This is a genomic window from Stenotrophomonas sp. FR024 (assembly GCF_047500745.2).
GTDB lineage: Bacteria > Pseudomonadota > Gammaproteobacteria > Xanthomonadales > Xanthomonadaceae > Stenotrophomonas > Stenotrophomonas maltophilia_A.
The window spans coordinates 345,562-362,215 of sequence record NZ_JAXAXM020000001.1; the positions used below are offsets into that span (position 1 = coordinate 345,562).

Genomic DNA, 16,654 nt, shown 5'->3' on the forward strand with positions numbered 1-16,654 from the left:
CGGCGCGCAAGAGGCATTGCGCGCCGCGCTACAGTGGTATGTCACCCGCCACAGGAATCCGCGCATGTCCACGTTCTCCGATCCGCAGGCGGTGGCCCGCTATGCCGAAGCGCCGCTGCGCCAGGTGCCCGGTTTCCTCGCCCTGCAGCAGATGAGCCGTCTGCTGCTGGCCGAACGTGTCCCCGTGCAGGGCCGCGTGCTGGTACTCGGTGCCGGTGGCGGGCTGGAGCTGAAAGCCTTCGCCGAGGCGCAACCTGGTTGGCAGCTGCTGGGCGTGGACCCGGCCGCGCCGATGCTGGCCCTGGCCGAGCAGACGCTGGGCCCGTTGAACGCACGCGTTGAGCTGCTGGAAGGCTACATCGACGATGCCCCGGACATGCGCTTCGATGGTGCCAGCTGCCTGCTGACCCTGCACTTCCTCGACACCACGCAGCGCCTGCACACGCTGCGCGAACTGCACCGGCGCCTGCAGCCCGGCGCGCCGCTGGTGGTGGCGCACCACAGCGTGCCGCAGGATCCGGCCGGCAAGCTGCGCTGGCTGCAGCGCTACGCCGCGTTCGCCGAAGCCTCTGGCGTTGCGCGCGCAGATGCACAGCGCGCGATCGACGCCATTGCCGAGCGGCTGCCGTTGCTGTCGCCCGAACAGGAGGTCGCGCTGCTGCAGGAGGCCGGCTTCGACGGCGTGGAGCTGTTCTACGCAGGCTTCAGCTTCAAGGGTTGGGTCGCCTACGCCGGGTGATGCCTACGGAACCACCGTAATGCCGATGCGCTGCATCAGCAGCGCCACCTGCTGCACATCCAGCGTGGCACCACGCAGGTTGGTGCTGCGCAGGTCCAGCTCGCCCAGCTCGGAGTTGGTCAGGTCGCAGTCGGTGAAGTTGGCGCTGTTCCAGTCGATGCCCTCGAACTGGCCACCGGACAGGTCTGAGCCGGCGAAGCTGGCGCCGCTCACATTCGCGCCATCCCAGCGGTTCTCCCACAGTTCGCACTTCTCCAATGTCACCCGCGAGAAATTGGCATAGCGCAGGTTCGACTTCTTGATGAAGGCACTGCAGAACCAGCTGCGCGTGGTGATCTGGTTCATGAAGCTGGCGTTGCTGAAATCCGCGCCCTGCGCGCGGCATTCGCTGATCTCCAGGCCCAGTGCCTTGATGAAATTGAAATGGCACATGCTGATGTCGCAGCTGCGGAAGCTGGCTTCCTTCAGCGTGGCGCCGTTGAAGCGGCAACCGGCCCGGCTGTCGGCGTCGTAGAAGCTGCAGTTGATGAACTCGGTGGCGGTCAGGTCGGCGCCGGAAAAGTCGCACTCATGGAACTGCTGGTCGACCACTTTCTGGCCGGTGTACTGGTCCGCGCCGATGCGCAGCTTTCGGTGAACGGTGGAGGACATCGTGGATTCCATGCCAGGTGCCCCGCCATCATGCCGGGCCGCGAGGGCGATCCATAGACGTGGGCGCGGGCCGGTTCACCCGCAATCCAGCCGTTCTGTGTCCACTCCCGCTCATTGCACGTTGTTGCACGTTAGTGCACGAACGTGCAGACTTGCGGCATGAGCTCCGATCCCAGCCCCCTCCCCGCCCAGCGCACCCTGCAGATCCTCGAGGAACTACGCCAGCAGGGCCGCGTGGTCGCCGCCGAACTGGCGCGCCGCTATGCCGTCTCCGAAGATTCGATCCGCCGTGATCTGCGCGAGCTGGCCGCCCAAGGCCTGTGCCAGCGTGTCTACGGCGGCGCCGTGCTGCCGCCCCCCAAGGAACGCCCGCTACGCGAGCGACTGACCCGCGACCGCGGCGACAAGGCCGAGCTGGCCGCCCGCGTCTGCGCGCTGCTGCAGCCCGGCCAGGTCGTACTGCTCGACGCCGGGTCGACCAACCTGGCGATCGCCCAGCAGCTGCCGGCCGCTCTCGGCCTGACGGTGATCACCAATGCTCCGCAGATCGCCACCGCCGCCAGTGTGCTTGAAGGCACCTCGGTGCAGCTGATCGGCGGTCGCCTCGCCAGCGGTGGTGGCGCGGTCGGCGCTGAAGCACTGGCCCAGGTGCAGCGCCTGCGCGCCGATGTGTACCTGCCCGGCCCCTGCGCGGTGGACGGCGACACCGGCGTGTGGGCAATGGATGCGGAAGAAGCCACGCTGAAACGCGCGATGGTGGCCTGCAGCAGCCGCGTCATCGTCGCCGCCACCACTGAAAAGCTCGGTGCGCGCGGCAACTGGCAGATCGCCAGCCTCGACGAGATCGACGACCTGGTGCTGACCACCACCGCACCACCCGCATTGGCGGCACGCTTCCGCGCTGCCGGCATCGCGGTACACCCCACTCCGCTCTGACCGTACCGCTCATGTCCCTTGCCAACCGCGCGCGTGCCGAACAGCACGCGACCCGCGCTGCGTTCTTCATTCCCGGCTTCGCCACCGCGCTGTGGGCCACCCTGGTGCCGTTCGCCAAGGCGCGCACCGGCATCAACGACGCCACGCTGGGCCTGGTGCTGCTCTGCCTTGGTGCCGGCTCGCTGCTGGCGATGCCCTTGTCCGGCGTGCTGGCCGCGCGCCTCGGTTGCCGCCGGGTGATGGTCGCCAGCAGCCTGCTGATCTGCCTGACCGTGCCCGGCCTGGCGCTGGCCAGTTCGGCCTGGACGCTGGGGCTGGTGCTGTTCGTGTTCGGCGCCGCCGTGGGCGCGATGGACTGCACGATGAACGTACAGGCCGTCATCGTCGAGCGCGAAGCACGGCGGGTGATGATGTCCGGCTTCCATGCCTTCTTCAGCATCGGCGGCTTCCTCGGCGCGGCCACCATGACCGTGCTGTTGTCCGCACAGCTGCCTCCCTTGGCATCGGTGCTGATCGGCGTTGGCGCCATGCTGCTGGTGATGCTGTTGTCGGCAGCGCACTGGCACAGCGAACGCATGCCACACGACACACCAATGCTGGCCCTGCCGCACGGCATCGTGCTGTTCATCGGCGTGCTGGCCTTCGTTGCCTTCCTCGGTGAAGGCGCGATGCTGGACTGGAGCGCGGTCTTCCTCAGCGATGTGCGTCGCGTCGATGCCAGCCTCGCCGGTATCGGCTATGTGACCTTCACCCTGACCATGACCGTCGCGCGCCTGTTCGGCGACGCACTGGTGGAGCGCGTTGGCCGTGAGCGCGCGATCGTGTTCGGCGCGCTGCTGGCCGCCGCGGGCGTGCTCGTGCTGACCCTGGTCACGCCGTGGCAGGCGTCACTGCTCGGCTATGTGCTGGTCGGCCTTGGCTGCGCCAACATCGCACCGGCGCTGTTCTCGCTGGCCGGCCACCAGACCCGCATGCCCGGCGCACTGGCAATCACCGCCGTTTCCACGCTGGGCTTCGCCGGCATCCTTGCCGGACCGGCGCTGATCGGTTTCGCTGCCAATCACTTCGGCCTGATCGCCGCCTTCATCGGCGTGGCCACGGCCTTGTTGCTGGTGGCCATGTCCACGCGCTGGCTGCGGGTGTAACCCAAGGCATCAGCGCCGCCTGCGCCGCAGTTTCATCCGCAATCGCCGATAGCCGATCACCGTCGCCGTGGCACACAACGCGGTGCCGGCAGCGCTCAGCAGCAGCAACACCGCCAGCCGGGCACCCTCTTGGCGCAGCATCGCGGGCAGATCCCAGCTGTGCAGGAAGTAGAACAGCCAGCGTCCCATCCGTTCCCGATGCCCCATCGTCAGCAACGGATCGCCGGTAGCCAGATCGAGATAGACCCGCGTCGCCTCGGCATCACCGAAATCCGCCACCGCAACCGGGAAGCGCCGCACCGCCGCGCCGTTCATGGCTTCCGGTGCACGCGGATAGAAGTAGGCATCCGCTGCCTGCTGCACCACGAAATCCTGCATCGGCGCATCGGACAGCGCACGCACCTTCTGCTGCAGCCACGTCGCCGGCAGCAGGCGCGCCACCTGCAGATGCCCATCGCTGCCGGACACGATGCGGGTATCGCCTTTCCCATCCAGCAGCACCGCGAACAGCTCGCCACCGATCCGTCGCCACTGGATCTCGACCGGTTGGAAGCGCTCAGCATCGGCCACCGCCAGAAGCTTCGCCGGCTCACCCAGCGCGCCATCCACCGCCACCACGCCGCCACGATAGCGCCCGCTGTCGATCGCTTCACGCGTGCTGCTGAAGATGCCCAGTGGATTCATCGACATCAGCCCGCTGAAGATCCAGGTGAACACGAAGGCTGCAGCACACAATCCGATCAGATGGTGCCAGCGCATCCACGGCTCGACGTACGGCGTCTTCGCACCGGACCGATAGTGCCCACGGAAACGCCAGCGCCACACACCCGCCACGATGCCGCTGATCGCCGCCAGCGTGCACAGCGCGGACAGCACGATCACCACCCACGTCCACACCGGGTCCACCGACTGCGTGCGCAGGAAGTACAACCAGTGCAGCCAGGCACCCACGTAGTTCCAGCGCTGCTGCACATGCGGTGCGTCCAGCACCACTTCACCGGTACGCGAAGACACATACAGGTCGCCCGGTTGCGCACCGCCCACCTCGACGCGATACAGCGGTCGATGCACATCCAGTGCGCGCGAATGCGTCCAGCGGTCCTCGTCCACGCGCGTCGCACCCACGAACGCCTGGCCGCCGGCGAACTGTGCAGCGGATGCTTCGGCGCGCTGTGCCGACACCGGCACCAAGGCCTGGCCGGTGTACGCCGACCAGGCGCCCACGTTGCTGCCATTGCGCACCACATACGCGGGCTCGCCACGCAGCGTGGTCAGTGCCACGCTTCCCGGCTCGGCCTGCACGGCGGCAGGCAGTATCGAAAGCCCCTGCAGATTGCGGGCATCAGCCAGCATCGGCAACGCCGCGAGCCGCTCACCCGGCGTCAGCTTCGGGTAGCCGATGAACAGCATCACCATACCGCTGACGAACCACAACAGCATCAGCAGGCATCCGCCGATGCCGAGCCAACGGTGCACCAGGTAGGTCCAGCGCTTGGCAGTGGATCGCAGCGACATGGTGCGCGCCCTCAGAAGCGATGGTCGACGGTGAACTCGACGCGACGATCCGCGCCCAGCAGCCACTGCGTGCTGGTGTAGTACGCGGTGGCGTAGTACGCCTTGTCGAATACGTTGAACAGGCGCGCTGACAATCGCGTGCGCGGTGCTGCCTGCCAGGTCAGCGCCAGATCAGTGGTGCTGTAGCTGGGCAACTCCAGCGTGTTGGCATTGTCGGCGTAGCGCTTGCCGACATAGCGAACGCCACCAGTCGCGCTCCAGTCCGGTGCGAACTGCCAGCTCAACCACACATTGGCCAGGCGTTCGGCCACGTTCGGCGGCAGGTTGCCATCGCGCGACACCAGCAGCGGCGGCGAACCTGTGGTCTCCAGGAAGTCCTCGAACTCGGCCTTCAGCACCGTGGCGTTGGCATCCAGCGTCCAGTGCGGCGCGACGTTCCAATTCAGCGATGCCTCGATACCGCGCGAGGTCTGCGCGCCCACCTGCACGCGGCGGTCCGGCACCAGCGGATCGCGGCTGAGCAGCCCGGTCTTGCGGATGCGATACGCCGCCAGCGTCCACTCGCCGCCATCGAAGGCCTGCTTCAGGCCCACTTCGATCTGCCGGCCCTTGGCCAGGTCGAAGGCGCCGTTGGCCGGGCTGATCATCAGCAGCCCACTGACCGGGTCTGCTGCCTGCGAGTACTGCGCATACAGGCTCAGCGTCGGCCGCAGCGCGAACACCGTACCTGCGCGCCAACCGGTGCTGCTGTAGGTCTTCGAGAACGCATTCTGGCCGCTGATCAGATCGGCACGGTCGATGCGCGCGCGGTCGTGGCGCAGCCCACCCAGCACCGACCAGCGCTCGCTCAGCGCCAACCGGTCTTCCGCGAACAGCGCGTACTGCTCGGCACGATTGCGGTAGCGCGGCAGGTTCGGCGCGTCGCTGACGAACTGGCCCGGCACCGGTTCGAACGGGTCGATCGGGCCCGAGCTGCCGGCATAGGTGTTGTTGGTGTGCTTGAAGTGCGCGCGGTTGGCGTCCAGGCCCACCGCGAAGCTGTTCTGCAGGCCACCCGCGGTTCCCTGCACACGCAGCGTCGAGGTCAGCCCGGTCTGGTCCTGGTTGTGGGTGATCTCGGTGTTTCCCGAGCGATCGATCAAGCCGGTGGCGCGGTTGTAGACATAGGCTTCGGCATTGCGCCAATCGCGCTGGCTGTCGATCTGGTAGAGGCGCGTGCGCCATTCCACGTTCGCGTTCGGCGCCCACAGCGCATCGAGCTGGGTCCAGCGGTCGCGATAGCGGATCTGGCTGTCGTCCACGTTGTAGTTGCGGTGGCGCAGCGCCTCCAGCTGGCGGCCCTCGACCAGCGGCGTGCCGAAGTAGCGCATCGGTTGCTGGTAGCCCTGCGCATGGGTGAGGGTCAGCTGCAGGTCCGCGCGCGGCTGCCAAAGCAACGCACCGGAGAATGTCGCGTCACTGTTGCGCCCACGATCGACCCAGCCACCGCTGTAGTTGCCACTCACGTCCAGCCGGTAGGCCAGCTCGGGCGTCAGCGCGCCACCACTGCCGAAGCCCAGGCGCGCGGTGTCCTCGCTGCCCACGGTTACGCTGATCTCGTTCTCGATCGCACCACGCGTGGGCTTCTTCGGCACGATGTTGATCACGCCGCCGATCGCACCGTCGCCATGGATGACCGAGGCCGGGCCGCGCAGCACTTCGATGCGCTCGATCGACCAGGTATCGAACGGGAAGGTGATACCCACGCCGCCGTACTGGCGCAGCCCGTCGTACAGGCGCATCACCGAAGCGCCATCGGTGAAGCCGCGGCTGGACAGCGCACTCAGGCCGTTGCCCGGATGCGGCATCACACTGATCGCACCTGCCCGGCTGATCGCATCGTTGAGGTTGCTGTCGCCACGCTGCTCCAGTTGTTCGCGCGAAATCACCGTCAGGCTGGCCGGTGTCTGCAGCACGCTCAGGCCCAGCGCGGAACCGGCGTTGGCGGTGGACGACAGCTCACCGCTGCGGGTATCGACCACCCGCACGGTATCCAGCGTGGTCGGTGGTGCCGCATCGGCGGCAAGCAGGGGCGCGGCGTGCAGGAGCAATGCGCACAGGACAGGTAGCGTCGCCCGGCGCAGGTGCGCGGGGTTGGGGTTCGTTTTCATTTGTTCACGGCATGCAAGGCCACCCCGCAATGGCAGGGCAGCAATCAGAAAGGGACAAACACGCGCGTGCGGGCACCGGCCGTGGCCGGCAACCTCATGGAAAAATCTTCAATGCAACGCGCGTGCGGCTCAGGCAGCCATCAGAGCCGGCGGCCCACGCGCTCCCAATGTGCCGCTGATCCGTTGCGGCAACGACCGCACCGCACCGCGCAGCGCGCGGCACACCGGTGCCATCGGCGCCAACAGCAGCACTGCCGCCACCAGCAGAGTGATCAGCCGTGCAGCGATCAGGCAGTAATCGCAGTCCACGCCCATCTCATGATCGGCGTGTGGATCGGCAGGTGGCTTCTTTGCGGCCTCGCCGTGCGGCATCGCCATCGCGTGGTGGTCGTGATGGCCTTCCATCGCGTGCTGCGCATGCTCTGCGTGCATCGCGTGGTCCATGGCGGCCACCGGTGCGGCGGCCGCGACGTGGCCATGCGCCAGCCAGCGGCTCACCAGCGGGGCAAGCAGCACCAGCAGCATGGCAAGCCATGCCAGGGCCTGGAACCGGCGGTGGAGAGCAGAACGGCGCACGCCGCCATTCTACGGGGCCATGGCCAACCTTGGACCATGTTCAGGGTTTGCCCCCTGCGACACGGTGACGCAGCGCTGACCTCCCCCGCACACGCCCTCCATTCAGTAGATCCACGCCATGCGTGGATGCTTTTCGCGCATCAACTCACGTACTGGGCCACACCATTACCGAACGACCAGTTTTCCCGCTTCACTTCCACCAGGTTGATGAACACATCCTCTCGGCGGATACCCACCGCCGCATGCAGGCCATCGGCAATGCCCAGGTACAACGCTTTTTTCTGCTCCAGCGTGCGCCCTTCGTTCCAGGTGATCTGGATGCAGATGAAATCGTCGGTGCGGTCCACGCCCAGGTAACCGGGGTCATAGATCAACGTGCCCGGCTCGTGTTGCTGGAAGATCTGGAAGCGATCGTTCTCCGGCACGCCCACCGCGCGCATGGCCTGGTAGATGGTTTCGCCGACGCGTTGCAGGTAGTCGGCGGATTTACCTTTGCGAAGATCGATACGGGCGAGCGGCATGGTGGCACTCCAGAGTGGATGGGCACGGCAACGGGCCGAGACTACGCCTGCCCGGGGCGGTGGGACAGCGCAGGAATGGAACCCTCCGCTTCCATTCGTGGCACGGGCCCGCCCACGTGCGTAACGAAGGCGACCCGGACGAACAGTTGGGCGCCTTCCACACCGACGGGCTGATCGTGGCCGCGCGACAGCTGGTACGCGAGGCACATCATTGCCTCTCCGGCGACGACGCCTGACCGGCCCGGATATGCGCCCGCTACAATCGAGCAGGGAGCGCAGGAGGCCGCAATGGACGCCGAACACCTGGAGTACTTCAAGGCCGCACTGGAAGGCCGCGCAAGCGTGGGCTGGAACGTCTGGTTCACCGCCAACCAGCAGGCGCTGGCACAACACCTGAGCCGTCCTGCACTGCTGCGCTTGAAGTTCAGCAAACTGGATGAAGCCGAACGCCTGCTGGCCGAGGCCGGCATCGTGCCCTGCAGCACAGCGGGCAAGCGCTACGAAATGTACTGCGCGCAGTTCTCGGCGGACGTGGTGGACGCGAACGGTCGCCCGCTACCGGCCATCTGGCGCGCGGCGCACGGCGGTGCCATCGGCCTGCTTGCCGATGGTGAGCAGGAGGCCGGCCAGGCGAAGCTGCTCGCGGAGTTCCGCCGCGTCCGCAAGCGCGGACTGCAGCAGGCCCATGAATGGTTGGCCGATCTGTGCTTTGAAGGCGAGATGGAACTGAGCGGCGGCAATGCCGATGTGGGCCGTAGCCTGCTGGCGGTGGTGGTGCGGGCCGGCAGCGGTCACGACCTGCTGGATGCAACCGCGATGATCGCGCGCGAGCTGCTGGAGGACCTCGGCTGAAACGGTGATCGCTTCGGCGGGCACTACGGAATCACAGGCAACAAAAAAGCCCCCATTGCTGGAGGCTTCTTTCGTTCTGCAACATGGTGGGCGGTACAGGGATCGAACCTGTGACCCTTGCCGTGTGAAGGCAATGCTCTACCGCTGAGCTAACCGCCCGGTGTGTTGCTGAGCCGCTCATTATAGGGGCTTTTCAGAGGCCGTCAACCGTTTTTCACATTCGTGTTCACGGGTGTTTTCGAGGGCGGCAGTCGAGCATGGCTCGACTCTACAGAACAGCCCGGCGCAGCCTTACATCGTGTGCGTCGGCTTGTCCGAGCCGGTCAGGCCGGCCAGCAGGGTCTCGATCTTGTGGCGCACGCCCTCGCCTTCGGCACCGTCGGCCAGCTGCACGCCGATGCCGGCGGTGCGGTTGCCCTGCGCGCCGGCCGGGGTCACCCAGATCACCTTGCCGGCCACCGGCAGGCGCTCGCTGGAATCGGGCAGGGTCAGCAGCAGGAACACTTCGTCACCCAGGAAGTAGCGCTTGGGCGTGGGCACGAAGATGCCGCCGTTCTTCACGAATGGCATGTACGCGCTGTACAGCGCGGCTTTGTCCTTCACGGCCAGGGACAGGATGCCCTGGCGGGCGTTGCTGGCACTCATCGATTTCCCCTTGCGGCAGGCCGCTCGTTCACCTTGTTCCAGGCCAGCAGCAACTCGACCACGGCAAGGTCTGCACGCACCGTGGTGCGCAGCAGGTCGCGGGTGCGGTTGGCCGCATCGAACCAGGCTGCAAGCTTGTGCAATCGCTCCGGCGTGGTCAAGGCATCGGTGCTGGCCTGGGCCAGCGCCAGGTCGGCGGCGAAGCGCAGGCGCAGCGCCGCGTTGTCATCACCGCACCACTTCTGCGCCAGCTCCACCGCGCCGGTCTTGCCGGCGGCCAGCTGTTCCAGCTCGCGGCCCACTTCGCGGCGCAGGCTCAGGCCATCTTCGCGCAGCCAGTTGTCGGCCTGGCCGGGGTGGCCGCGCGCCGCGTCCAGCGCTTCGCGTGCCGATGCTTCGCTGTGGCCCTGCTGCTGCAGCCAGGCCAGCGCTTCGTGCTGCGGCGGCAACTTGAATTCCAGGCGCTGGCACCGGCTGCGGATGGTCTGCGGCAGGCGTGCCGGGTCGCTGCTGATCAACCACAGATAGCGGCCGGGCTGCGGCTCTTCCAGCGTCTTCAGCAGCGCGTTGGCCGCCGAGCGGTTGATCGCATCGGCCGGGTCGACGATCACCACCTGCGCCACGCCGTACTGCGGGGTCAGCGCCAACTTGTCGGTGATCTCGCGCACCTGCTCGATGACGATCTCGGTGCGCAGCTTGTCGCCGCTCTTGTTCGGAATGAAGCTGACCAGCTGCAGGTCCGGGTGCGTGCCCGCCGCGATCAGCTGGCGCGTGCGCGTGGCATGGGCAGCATCGCCTCGTGCCAGCACGTGGTCGGCCAGGGCCAGCGCCACCTCATGCTTGCCCAGCCCGGCCGGGCCGCAGATCAGCAGGCCATGGCCGAGCCGATCGGCATCCAGCGCCGCCACGGTCTGGTCGAATGCGCGCTGCTGCCACGGCGAGAACGTGCTCATGCGCCCTCCCCGTCCTGCAGCCAACGCTCGACGCACGCGACCACATCGGCGGCCACGCGCGCCTGCTCCTGGCCCGCATCAATCAATGCGAAGCGCTGCGGATCCTGCTGCGCGCGGCTGCGGAACACTTCGCGCACGCGCTGGAAGAAATCATCCTGTTCGCTCTCGATGCGGTCCGGCCACAGGTCGCGGCCATTGGCGCGTGCGCGGCCTACTGCCACGTCCACGTCCAGCAGCAGGGTCAGGCCCGGCAGCAGGCCCACCGCGCGTCGTTCCAGATCGGCAATCCACTGCGGGTCGAGGCCACGGCCACCGCCCTGGTAGGCATAGCTGGAATCGGTGAAGCGATCGCTCAGCACATAGGCGCCGCGCTGCAGTGCCGGCTGTATCACCTGGCGCACATGCTGCGCACGTGCAGCGAACACCAGCAGCAGCTCGGCTTCGGCGCTGAGCGGTTCGGCGGCGATCTCGGCATCGGGCTTCAGCACCAGGCCACGGATGCGCTCGGCCAGCGGCGTACCGCCCGGCTCCCGGGTCAGCACCACCTCGTGGCCGTGGCTGCGCAGGCAGTCACGGATGGCATTGATGGCGGTGGTCTTGCCTGCGCCCTCGCCGCCTTCCAGGCTGACGAAACGCGGGTGGCGAAGCAGCGCGGGACTCATTGCGCCGGGGTCTCCTTGGTACGTTGCTGGCGCAGCTGCTGCAGGTAGCGGGCCACTGCGGCGTTGTGCTGGTCCAGGCTGGGCGAGAACACGTGCGCGCCGCTGCCATCGCCCACGGCGACGAAGTACAGCGCGTCGCCCGGTGCCGGCTGTGCGGCCGCCATCAGCGCATCGCGGCTGGGCATGGCGATCGGGGTCGGGGTCAGGCCGGCGCGGGTATAGGTGTTGTAGGGCGTATCGGTGGTCAGGTCGCGGCGGCGGATGTTGCCGTCATACGCAGCACCGATGCCGTAGATCACGGTCGGGTCGGTCTGCAGGCGCATGCCGATCTTCAGGCGGCGCATGAACACGCCGGCGATCTGCGGGCGCTCGCTGGCCAGCGCGGTTTCCTTCTCGATGATCGAGGCCATCGTCAGCAGTTCGTAGGGCGTGTTGATCGGCAGGTCCGGCGCACGGCTTTCCCAGGCTTCATCCAGTGCGTCCTGCATTGCAGCGTGAGCACGCTTGAGCACATCCAGATCGCTGTCGCCACGCTGGTAGACGTAGGTCTCCGGCAGGAAGCGGCCTTCCGGATGCTGGCCACCGAAGCCGAGGCGCTGCATCAACGCGGCGTCATCGAGGTTGTCGGTGGTGTGCAGCAGCGGCTCGGCGCGCTTGAGCGCGGCACGCAACTGGCGGATGTTCCAGCCTTCAATGATCGTGACGCGGTGCTGCAGCACCTTGCCGGCGCGCATGCGCAGCAGCAGATCACGCGGGGTCAGGTCGCTGCTGAGCGCGTACTCACCCACCTTCAGCTTGCCGGCCGCATCGAGCTGGCGCGCCAGCAGCTGCCACTGCGCGTCCTGGCCCTCGTCCACGCCGGCGTCGCGCAGCTTGCGCAGCACCGTGTTCATGCCGTCGCCACTGGCGATGACCACGCTCTCGGCGGACGGGGTGATCGGGGCGTCGGCGAACCGGGTCTGCTGGTAGAAGAACCACGCGCCCACGCCGGCCACGACGGCGGCCAGCACCACCACCAGCGTTACCACGAACAGACACCCGCGCTTGGCTCCCGCCATGGACTACCTCTGAACTCGATTCCGTCGTGCAGGATACCGTGCCGGTGGATTGGGGTCATGACCGGGGTGGCGCCTGCGTGCCGACCAACGGTCGGCACCCACCGTGGGGGAATGGGGTTGCCGGCCAGCGGCCGGCACTACCGGAATACGCCTACCCCTGCTGGCCGAGCGCGCGCAGCAGGCCGCGGGCCTTGGCGCGGGTCTCGTCCAGTTCCTTGTCCGGGTCCGAGTCGACCACGATGCCGGCGCCGGTGCGGAAGCTCACCTCGTGGCCATCCACTTCGGCGGTGCGGATCAGGATGTTCAGGTCCAGGTCGCCATCGCGGTTCAGCCAGCCGAACGCGCCGGTGTAGGCACCACGCGGCACCTGCTCCAGCTCGCTGATGATCTGCATGCAGCGCACCTTCGGGCAGCCGGTGATGGTGCCGCCGGGGAAGGTGGCGGCGATCACCTCGCCGGGGGTGACCTCCGGGCGCAGATGGCCGCTGACGTTGCTGACGATGTGATGCACGTGCGCGTAGCTCTCCACGGTCATCAGCTCATCGACCACCACGGTACCGGGCAGGCAGATGCGGCCCAGGTCGTTGCGTTCCAGGTCGATCAGCATCACGTGCTCGGCACGCTCCTTGGGGTGACCGACCAGCTCCTGGATGCGCGCGGCATCATCGTCCCCCTCGAAGCGCGGACGCGTGCCGGCAATCGGACGGGTCTGCGCGTGGCCGGCATGCACCGACACCAGCCGCTCCGGCGAGGAACTGACCACATGGCGGCCGTGCGCGCTGAACAGGCCGGCGAACGGTGCCGGGTTGGCACGGCGCAGCTGCGCGTACAGCGCCTGCGGGCTGACCGGTGCGGCAAACTGCGCGCTCCAGCGCCGCGACAGGTTCACCTGGAACACATCGCCGGCACGCAGGTATTCGATCACCCGGCGCACGCCGTCGGTGAAGCGCTGCGGCGCGTCCTCGCCGACCGACTGCGGTGGCTGCCAGCCCTGCCCGGCTTCGGGCAGCGTGGCCGAGGCCAGCGCCACCAGCGCATCCAGCAACGCCTGCTCGCCGGCTTCGGCGATGACGAAGCTGGCCTCGTTGTAGTGGTCGTGCAGCACCGCGGCCGGGCAGCGCAGCGCCAGCGCGGTCGGGCGGCCGTCCTCGCGTGCGCGCGCCGGCAGCACCGGTTCTATCTGGCTGGCCACTTCGTAGTCCAGCATCAACGCCCAACCGCCGCGGAACGGCAGGCTGTGGCTGCCGTCATGCGGCAGGCGTTCGTGCTGCCAGGCGCGGTCCAGAACCTGCAGGAAGCTGCCGGCCTGCACCGCATCATGCTGGTCGCGCACCTGGCCATCGGCATCCAGCCGCAGGCTATCGCCCTGCGCGGCCAGCAGCAGGCTCCAGCGGCCCTGGGCAGTGCCCGAGGCGGTGGATTCCATCAGCAGCGGGAAGCGCGACGGGTCGTGCTGCTGCAGGGCCAGCAGATCGATCGGGTGCGGCAGCGGGTGGATCAGCGGTGCGTGGGTCATGGCGGCCAGTTCGGGGATTCAGATGCACGGAAGCCGCCTTGCGGCGGCCTCCTCGTGCGTAGAGTCGAGCTTGCTCGACTGTGTTGCACGTTCAGTCGAGCATGGCTCGACTCTACACAAGGGCGGAGTCGAGCAAGCTCGACTCTACAACGCCGGTCAGACGCGCTTGAAGATCAGCGTGCCGTTGGTGCCGCCGAAGCCGAAGCCATTGGACATCACTACGTCGACCTTGGCCTGGCGTGCTTCGTTGGGCACGTAGTCCAGGTCACAGCCTTCGCCGGGCTGCTGCAGATTGATGGTCGGCGGAATGATGTTGTCCTGCAGCGCCATCACCGAGAAGATTGCTTCCACGCCGCCGGCAGCGCCCAGCAGGTGGCCGGTCATCGACTTGGTGGAGCTGACCATCATCTTGTAGGCGTGGTCGCCGAAGGCGGTCTTCATCGCCATGGTCTCGCCCAGGTCGCCCAGCGGCGTGGAGGTGCCGTGCGCGTTGAGGTAGCCCACCTGTTCCGGGGTCACGCCGGCGTCCTTCATGGCCATGACCATGCAGCGGGCGGCGCCTTCGCCGTTCTCGCTGGGTGCGGTCATGTGGTACGCGTCGGAGCTGGCGCCGAAGCCGGCCAGTTCGCAGTAGATCTTCGCGCCACGTGCCTTGGCGTGCTCATACTCTTCCAGGATCAGGATGCCGGCGCCGTCGCCCAGCACGAAGCCGTCACGGTCCTTGTCCCACGGGCGCGAGGCCTGTTCCGGGGCGTCGTTGCGGGTGCTCATGGCCTTCATCGCGCAGAAGCCGCCCAGTGCGGTCGGCGACGAGCCACGCTCGGCACCACCGACCACCATCACGTCGGCATCGCCGTACTGGATCATGCGCATGGCGGTGCCGATCGAATGGTTCGAGGTCGCGCACGCCGAGACCGCCGAGAACGACGGGCCCTTCAGGCCGGTGATGATGCTCAGCTGGCCCGGCAGCATGTTGATGATGGTCTTGGGCACGTAGAAGGGCGAGATCTTCTTGCCCTCATGGAACTCGATGGTCTGCTCTTCGATGCCGAGCAGGCCGCCGATGCCGGCGCCGACGATGGCGCCGATGCGCTCGGCATTGGCGTCGGTGATTTCCAGGCCCGAGTCGTGCAGGGCCATGAACGAGGCACCGAGGCCGTAATGGATGAACGGGTCCATCTTCTTGGCATCCTTGCCGCTGACCCGGAACTTGCCGAACAGTTCATTGTCGGCGGTGATGTCGAATCCTTTGACTTCACCTGCAATCTTGGTGGTGAACCGATCCAGATAGGCATCAGAAACGTTGGTCAGCGGACCGATGCCCGAACGACCCTGGGTGATGCCTTCCCAGCTGCTGGCCAGATCATTGCCCAACGGCGAGACGATACCCAGGCCGGTTACGACGACGCGACGCTTCATTGCTGATTCTCCTGGCCCGGATGATTTCAACGGGCAACTCGGTTTGCTTCGGTGTGATGCTCAAACACACGGGGCCGCAACAGCGGCCCCATGGGGTGCGGTGCGCGGCGAGCGTGAGCCCGCGCGCGCACTGCCGTCTGACATCAGGCCTTGACGTGGGCCTTGATGTAGTCGATGGCGGCCTGCACGGTGCTGATCTTCTCGGCTTCTTCGTCCGGGATCTCGCACTCGAATTCTTCTTCCAGGGCCATCACCAGCTCGACGGTGTCCAGCGAGTCAGCGCCCAGGTCATCGACGAACGATGCGCTGTTGGTGACTTCTTCTTCCTTGACGCCAAGCTGTTCGACGACGATTTTCTTGACGCGTTCTTCGATGGTGCTCATGGGATCTCGCTCCAGATGGAGTTGTGGTTCAAAAGTGGTCGCCATCAAAGGCGATGGCCGTGGGATAGTGTAGTGGAAACCGGCGCGGCCTTGCATCGCAGCAAAAACCTCCGCAGATCAACCACTTGCGGCGCAATCCCTGCGCCCCTTGCTTACGGCATGTACATGCCACCGTTCACATGGAGGGTTTCGCCGGTGATGTAACCGGCAGCCGGGCCGGCCAGGAAGGCCACCGCATGGGCGATGTCTTCCGGCGAACCCAGGCGTTCGAGGGCGATGTCGTTGATCAGCGCGGTACGCGCTTCTTCCGGCAACGCCTTGGTCATGTCGGTGTCGATGAAGCCGGGTGCGACAACATTGACGGTGACACCGCGCGAACCGATTTCCTTGGCCAGCGACTTGCTGAAGCCGATGATGCCGGCCTTGGCGGCAGCGTAGTTGGCCTGGCCGGCATTGCCGGTCACGCCCACCACCGATGCGATATTGATGATGCGGCCCTTGCGCGCCTTCATCATGCCGCGCATCACCGCCTTGCTGGTGCGGAACACGCTGGTCAGGTTGGTGTCGATGATCGACGCCCAGTCCTCGTCCTTCATGCGCATCAGCAGGTTGTCGCGGGTGATGCCGGCATTGTTGACCAGGATCGAGATCGGGCCGAATTCCTTGGCAATGCCATCGAGCACGCTGTCCAGCGCGGCGGCGTCGGTGACGTTCAGCGCGCGGCCGTGGCCACCGTGGGCGGCCAGGCGCTCACCGATCGCGGCGGCGCCGGATTCAGTGGTGGCGGTGCCGATGACGGTGGCGCCCTGGGCGGCCAGCAGATCGGCGATGGCGGCACCAATGCCACGGCTGGCGCCGGTGACCAGTGCGATTTCACCCTGCAGGGGCTTGCTCATGATGTTTTCCTCAGGCTGGGACGGCCGCCGTACCCGT

17 protein-coding genes and 1 tRNA gene are annotated in these 16,654 nt (G+C 67.0%); 4 read left to right on the forward strand and 14 right to left on the reverse strand.

Going from position 1 to position 16,654, the window contains the following annotated elements; translation table 11 throughout:
* Positions 1 to 64 precede the first annotated feature (64 nt).
* Positions 65 to 739 carry a class I SAM-dependent methyltransferase gene (locus ACMZ91_RS01555; protein WP_414577432.1) on the forward strand — a complete coding sequence of 225 codons (675 nt, stop codon included), beginning with the start codon at positions 65 to 67 and terminating at the stop codon, positions 737 to 739.
* Between the two features lie 3 nt (positions 740 to 742).
* On the opposite strand, the gene smqnr is transcribed toward ACMZ91_RS01555, so the two are convergent.
* Complete coding sequence (smqnr, locus tag ACMZ91_RS01560; RefSeq protein ID WP_414577434.1) at positions 743 to 1,390, reverse strand: SmQnr family pentapeptide repeat protein; 648 nt, start codon at positions 1,388 to 1,390, stop codon at positions 743 to 745.
* Positions 1,391 to 1,549: 159 nt separating this feature from the next.
* Here smqnr and ACMZ91_RS01565 point away from each other — a divergent pair, with 159 nt between their 5' ends.
* Both ACMZ91_RS01565 and ACMZ91_RS01570 read left to right on the forward strand, forming a co-directional pair.
* Positions 1,550 to 2,326 (forward strand): DeoR/GlpR family DNA-binding transcription regulator, encoded by a 777-nt coding sequence (locus ACMZ91_RS01565; RefSeq protein WP_414577436.1) that lies wholly within the window; start codon positions 1,550 to 1,552, stop codon positions 2,324 to 2,326.
* A gap of 11 nt (positions 2,327 to 2,337) precedes the next feature.
* On the forward strand, positions 2,338 to 3,471 hold the full coding sequence (locus ACMZ91_RS01570; protein WP_414577438.1) for an MFS transporter: 1,134 nt from the start codon (positions 2,338 to 2,340) through the stop codon (positions 3,469 to 3,471).
* A 9-nt stretch (positions 3,472 to 3,480) separates the two neighbouring features.
* On the opposite strand, the gene ACMZ91_RS01575 is transcribed toward ACMZ91_RS01570, so the two are convergent.
* The 4 genes from ACMZ91_RS01575 to ACMZ91_RS01590 all read right to left on the reverse strand — a co-directional run bounded on the left by ACMZ91_RS01575 (position 3,481) and on the right by ACMZ91_RS01590 (position 8,233).
* Positions 3,481 to 4,986: a PepSY domain-containing protein gene (locus ACMZ91_RS01575; RefSeq protein ID WP_414577440.1), complete on the reverse strand. Its 1,506-nt coding sequence runs from the start codon at positions 4,984 to 4,986 to the stop codon at positions 3,481 to 3,483.
* A gap of 11 nt (positions 4,987 to 4,997) precedes the next feature.
* Positions 4,998 to 7,136 (reverse strand): TonB-dependent receptor, encoded by a 2,139-nt coding sequence (locus ACMZ91_RS01580; protein ID WP_414577442.1) that lies wholly within the window; start codon positions 7,134 to 7,136, stop codon positions 4,998 to 5,000.
* Positions 7,137 to 7,265: 129 nt separating this feature from the next.
* Positions 7,266 to 7,661 carry a DUF2946 family protein gene (locus ACMZ91_RS01585; protein ID WP_132811108.1) on the reverse strand — a complete coding sequence of 132 codons (396 nt, stop codon included), beginning with the start codon at positions 7,659 to 7,661 and terminating at the stop codon, positions 7,266 to 7,268.
* 191 nt (positions 7,662 to 7,852) lie between these two features.
* Positions 7,853 to 8,233 (reverse strand): tautomerase family protein, encoded by a 381-nt coding sequence (locus ACMZ91_RS01590; RefSeq protein ID WP_049463481.1) that lies wholly within the window; start codon positions 8,231 to 8,233, stop codon positions 7,853 to 7,855.
* A gap of 288 nt (positions 8,234 to 8,521) precedes the next feature.
* On the opposite strand from ACMZ91_RS01590, the gene ACMZ91_RS01595 reads away from it, so the two are divergent.
* A complete protein-coding gene (locus ACMZ91_RS01595; RefSeq protein WP_049463479.1) occupies positions 8,522 to 9,085 on the forward strand; it encodes a hypothetical protein in 564 nt (187 codons plus the stop codon).
* Between the two features lie 84 nt (positions 9,086 to 9,169).
* On the opposite strand, the gene ACMZ91_RS01600 is transcribed toward ACMZ91_RS01595, so the two are convergent.
* The 9 genes from ACMZ91_RS01600 to fabG all read right to left on the reverse strand — a co-directional run bounded on the left by ACMZ91_RS01600 (position 9,170) and on the right by fabG (position 16,617).
* Positions 9,170 to 9,244, reverse strand: a tRNA-Val gene (locus tag ACMZ91_RS01600).
* A gap of 132 nt (positions 9,245 to 9,376) precedes the next feature.
* A complete protein-coding gene (locus ACMZ91_RS01605; RefSeq protein ID WP_005412452.1) occupies positions 9,377 to 9,730 on the reverse strand; it encodes a PilZ domain-containing protein in 354 nt (117 codons plus the stop codon).
* On the reverse strand, positions 9,727 to 10,683 hold the full coding sequence (locus ACMZ91_RS01610; RefSeq protein ID WP_107431412.1) for a DNA polymerase III subunit delta': 957 nt from the start codon (positions 10,681 to 10,683) through the stop codon (positions 9,727 to 9,729). Before ACMZ91_RS01610 ends, ACMZ91_RS01605 begins: the two co-directional genes overlap by 4 nt.
* Entirely contained in the window at positions 10,680 to 11,345 is a 666-nt protein-coding gene (gene tmk / locus ACMZ91_RS01615; RefSeq protein WP_099605028.1) for a dTMP kinase, read from the reverse strand. The genes ACMZ91_RS01610 and tmk overlap by 4 nt, the downstream gene beginning before the upstream one ends.
* Complete coding sequence (gene mltG / locus ACMZ91_RS01620) at positions 11,342 to 12,403, reverse strand: endolytic transglycosylase MltG (RefSeq protein WP_414577445.1); 1,062 nt, start codon at positions 12,401 to 12,403, stop codon at positions 11,342 to 11,344. The genes tmk and mltG overlap by 4 nt, the downstream gene beginning before the upstream one ends.
* A gap of 151 nt (positions 12,404 to 12,554) precedes the next feature.
* Positions 12,555 to 13,919 (reverse strand): aminodeoxychorismate synthase component I, encoded by a 1,365-nt coding sequence (locus tag ACMZ91_RS01625; RefSeq protein WP_149908906.1) that lies wholly within the window; start codon positions 13,917 to 13,919, stop codon positions 12,555 to 12,557.
* 156 nt (positions 13,920 to 14,075) lie between these two features.
* Complete coding sequence (gene fabF / locus ACMZ91_RS01630) at positions 14,076 to 15,338, reverse strand: beta-ketoacyl-ACP synthase II (protein ID WP_049400645.1); 1,263 nt, start codon at positions 15,336 to 15,338, stop codon at positions 14,076 to 14,078.
* Between the two features lie 143 nt (positions 15,339 to 15,481).
* Complete coding sequence (gene acpP, locus ACMZ91_RS01635) at positions 15,482 to 15,721, reverse strand: acyl carrier protein (RefSeq protein WP_005415509.1); 240 nt, start codon at positions 15,719 to 15,721, stop codon at positions 15,482 to 15,484.
* Positions 15,722 to 15,873: 152 nt separating this feature from the next.
* Entirely contained in the window at positions 15,874 to 16,617 is a 744-nt protein-coding gene (fabG, locus tag ACMZ91_RS01640; protein WP_004146899.1) for a 3-oxoacyl-ACP reductase FabG, read from the reverse strand.
* Between the last annotated feature and the right edge of the window lie 37 nt (positions 16,618 to 16,654).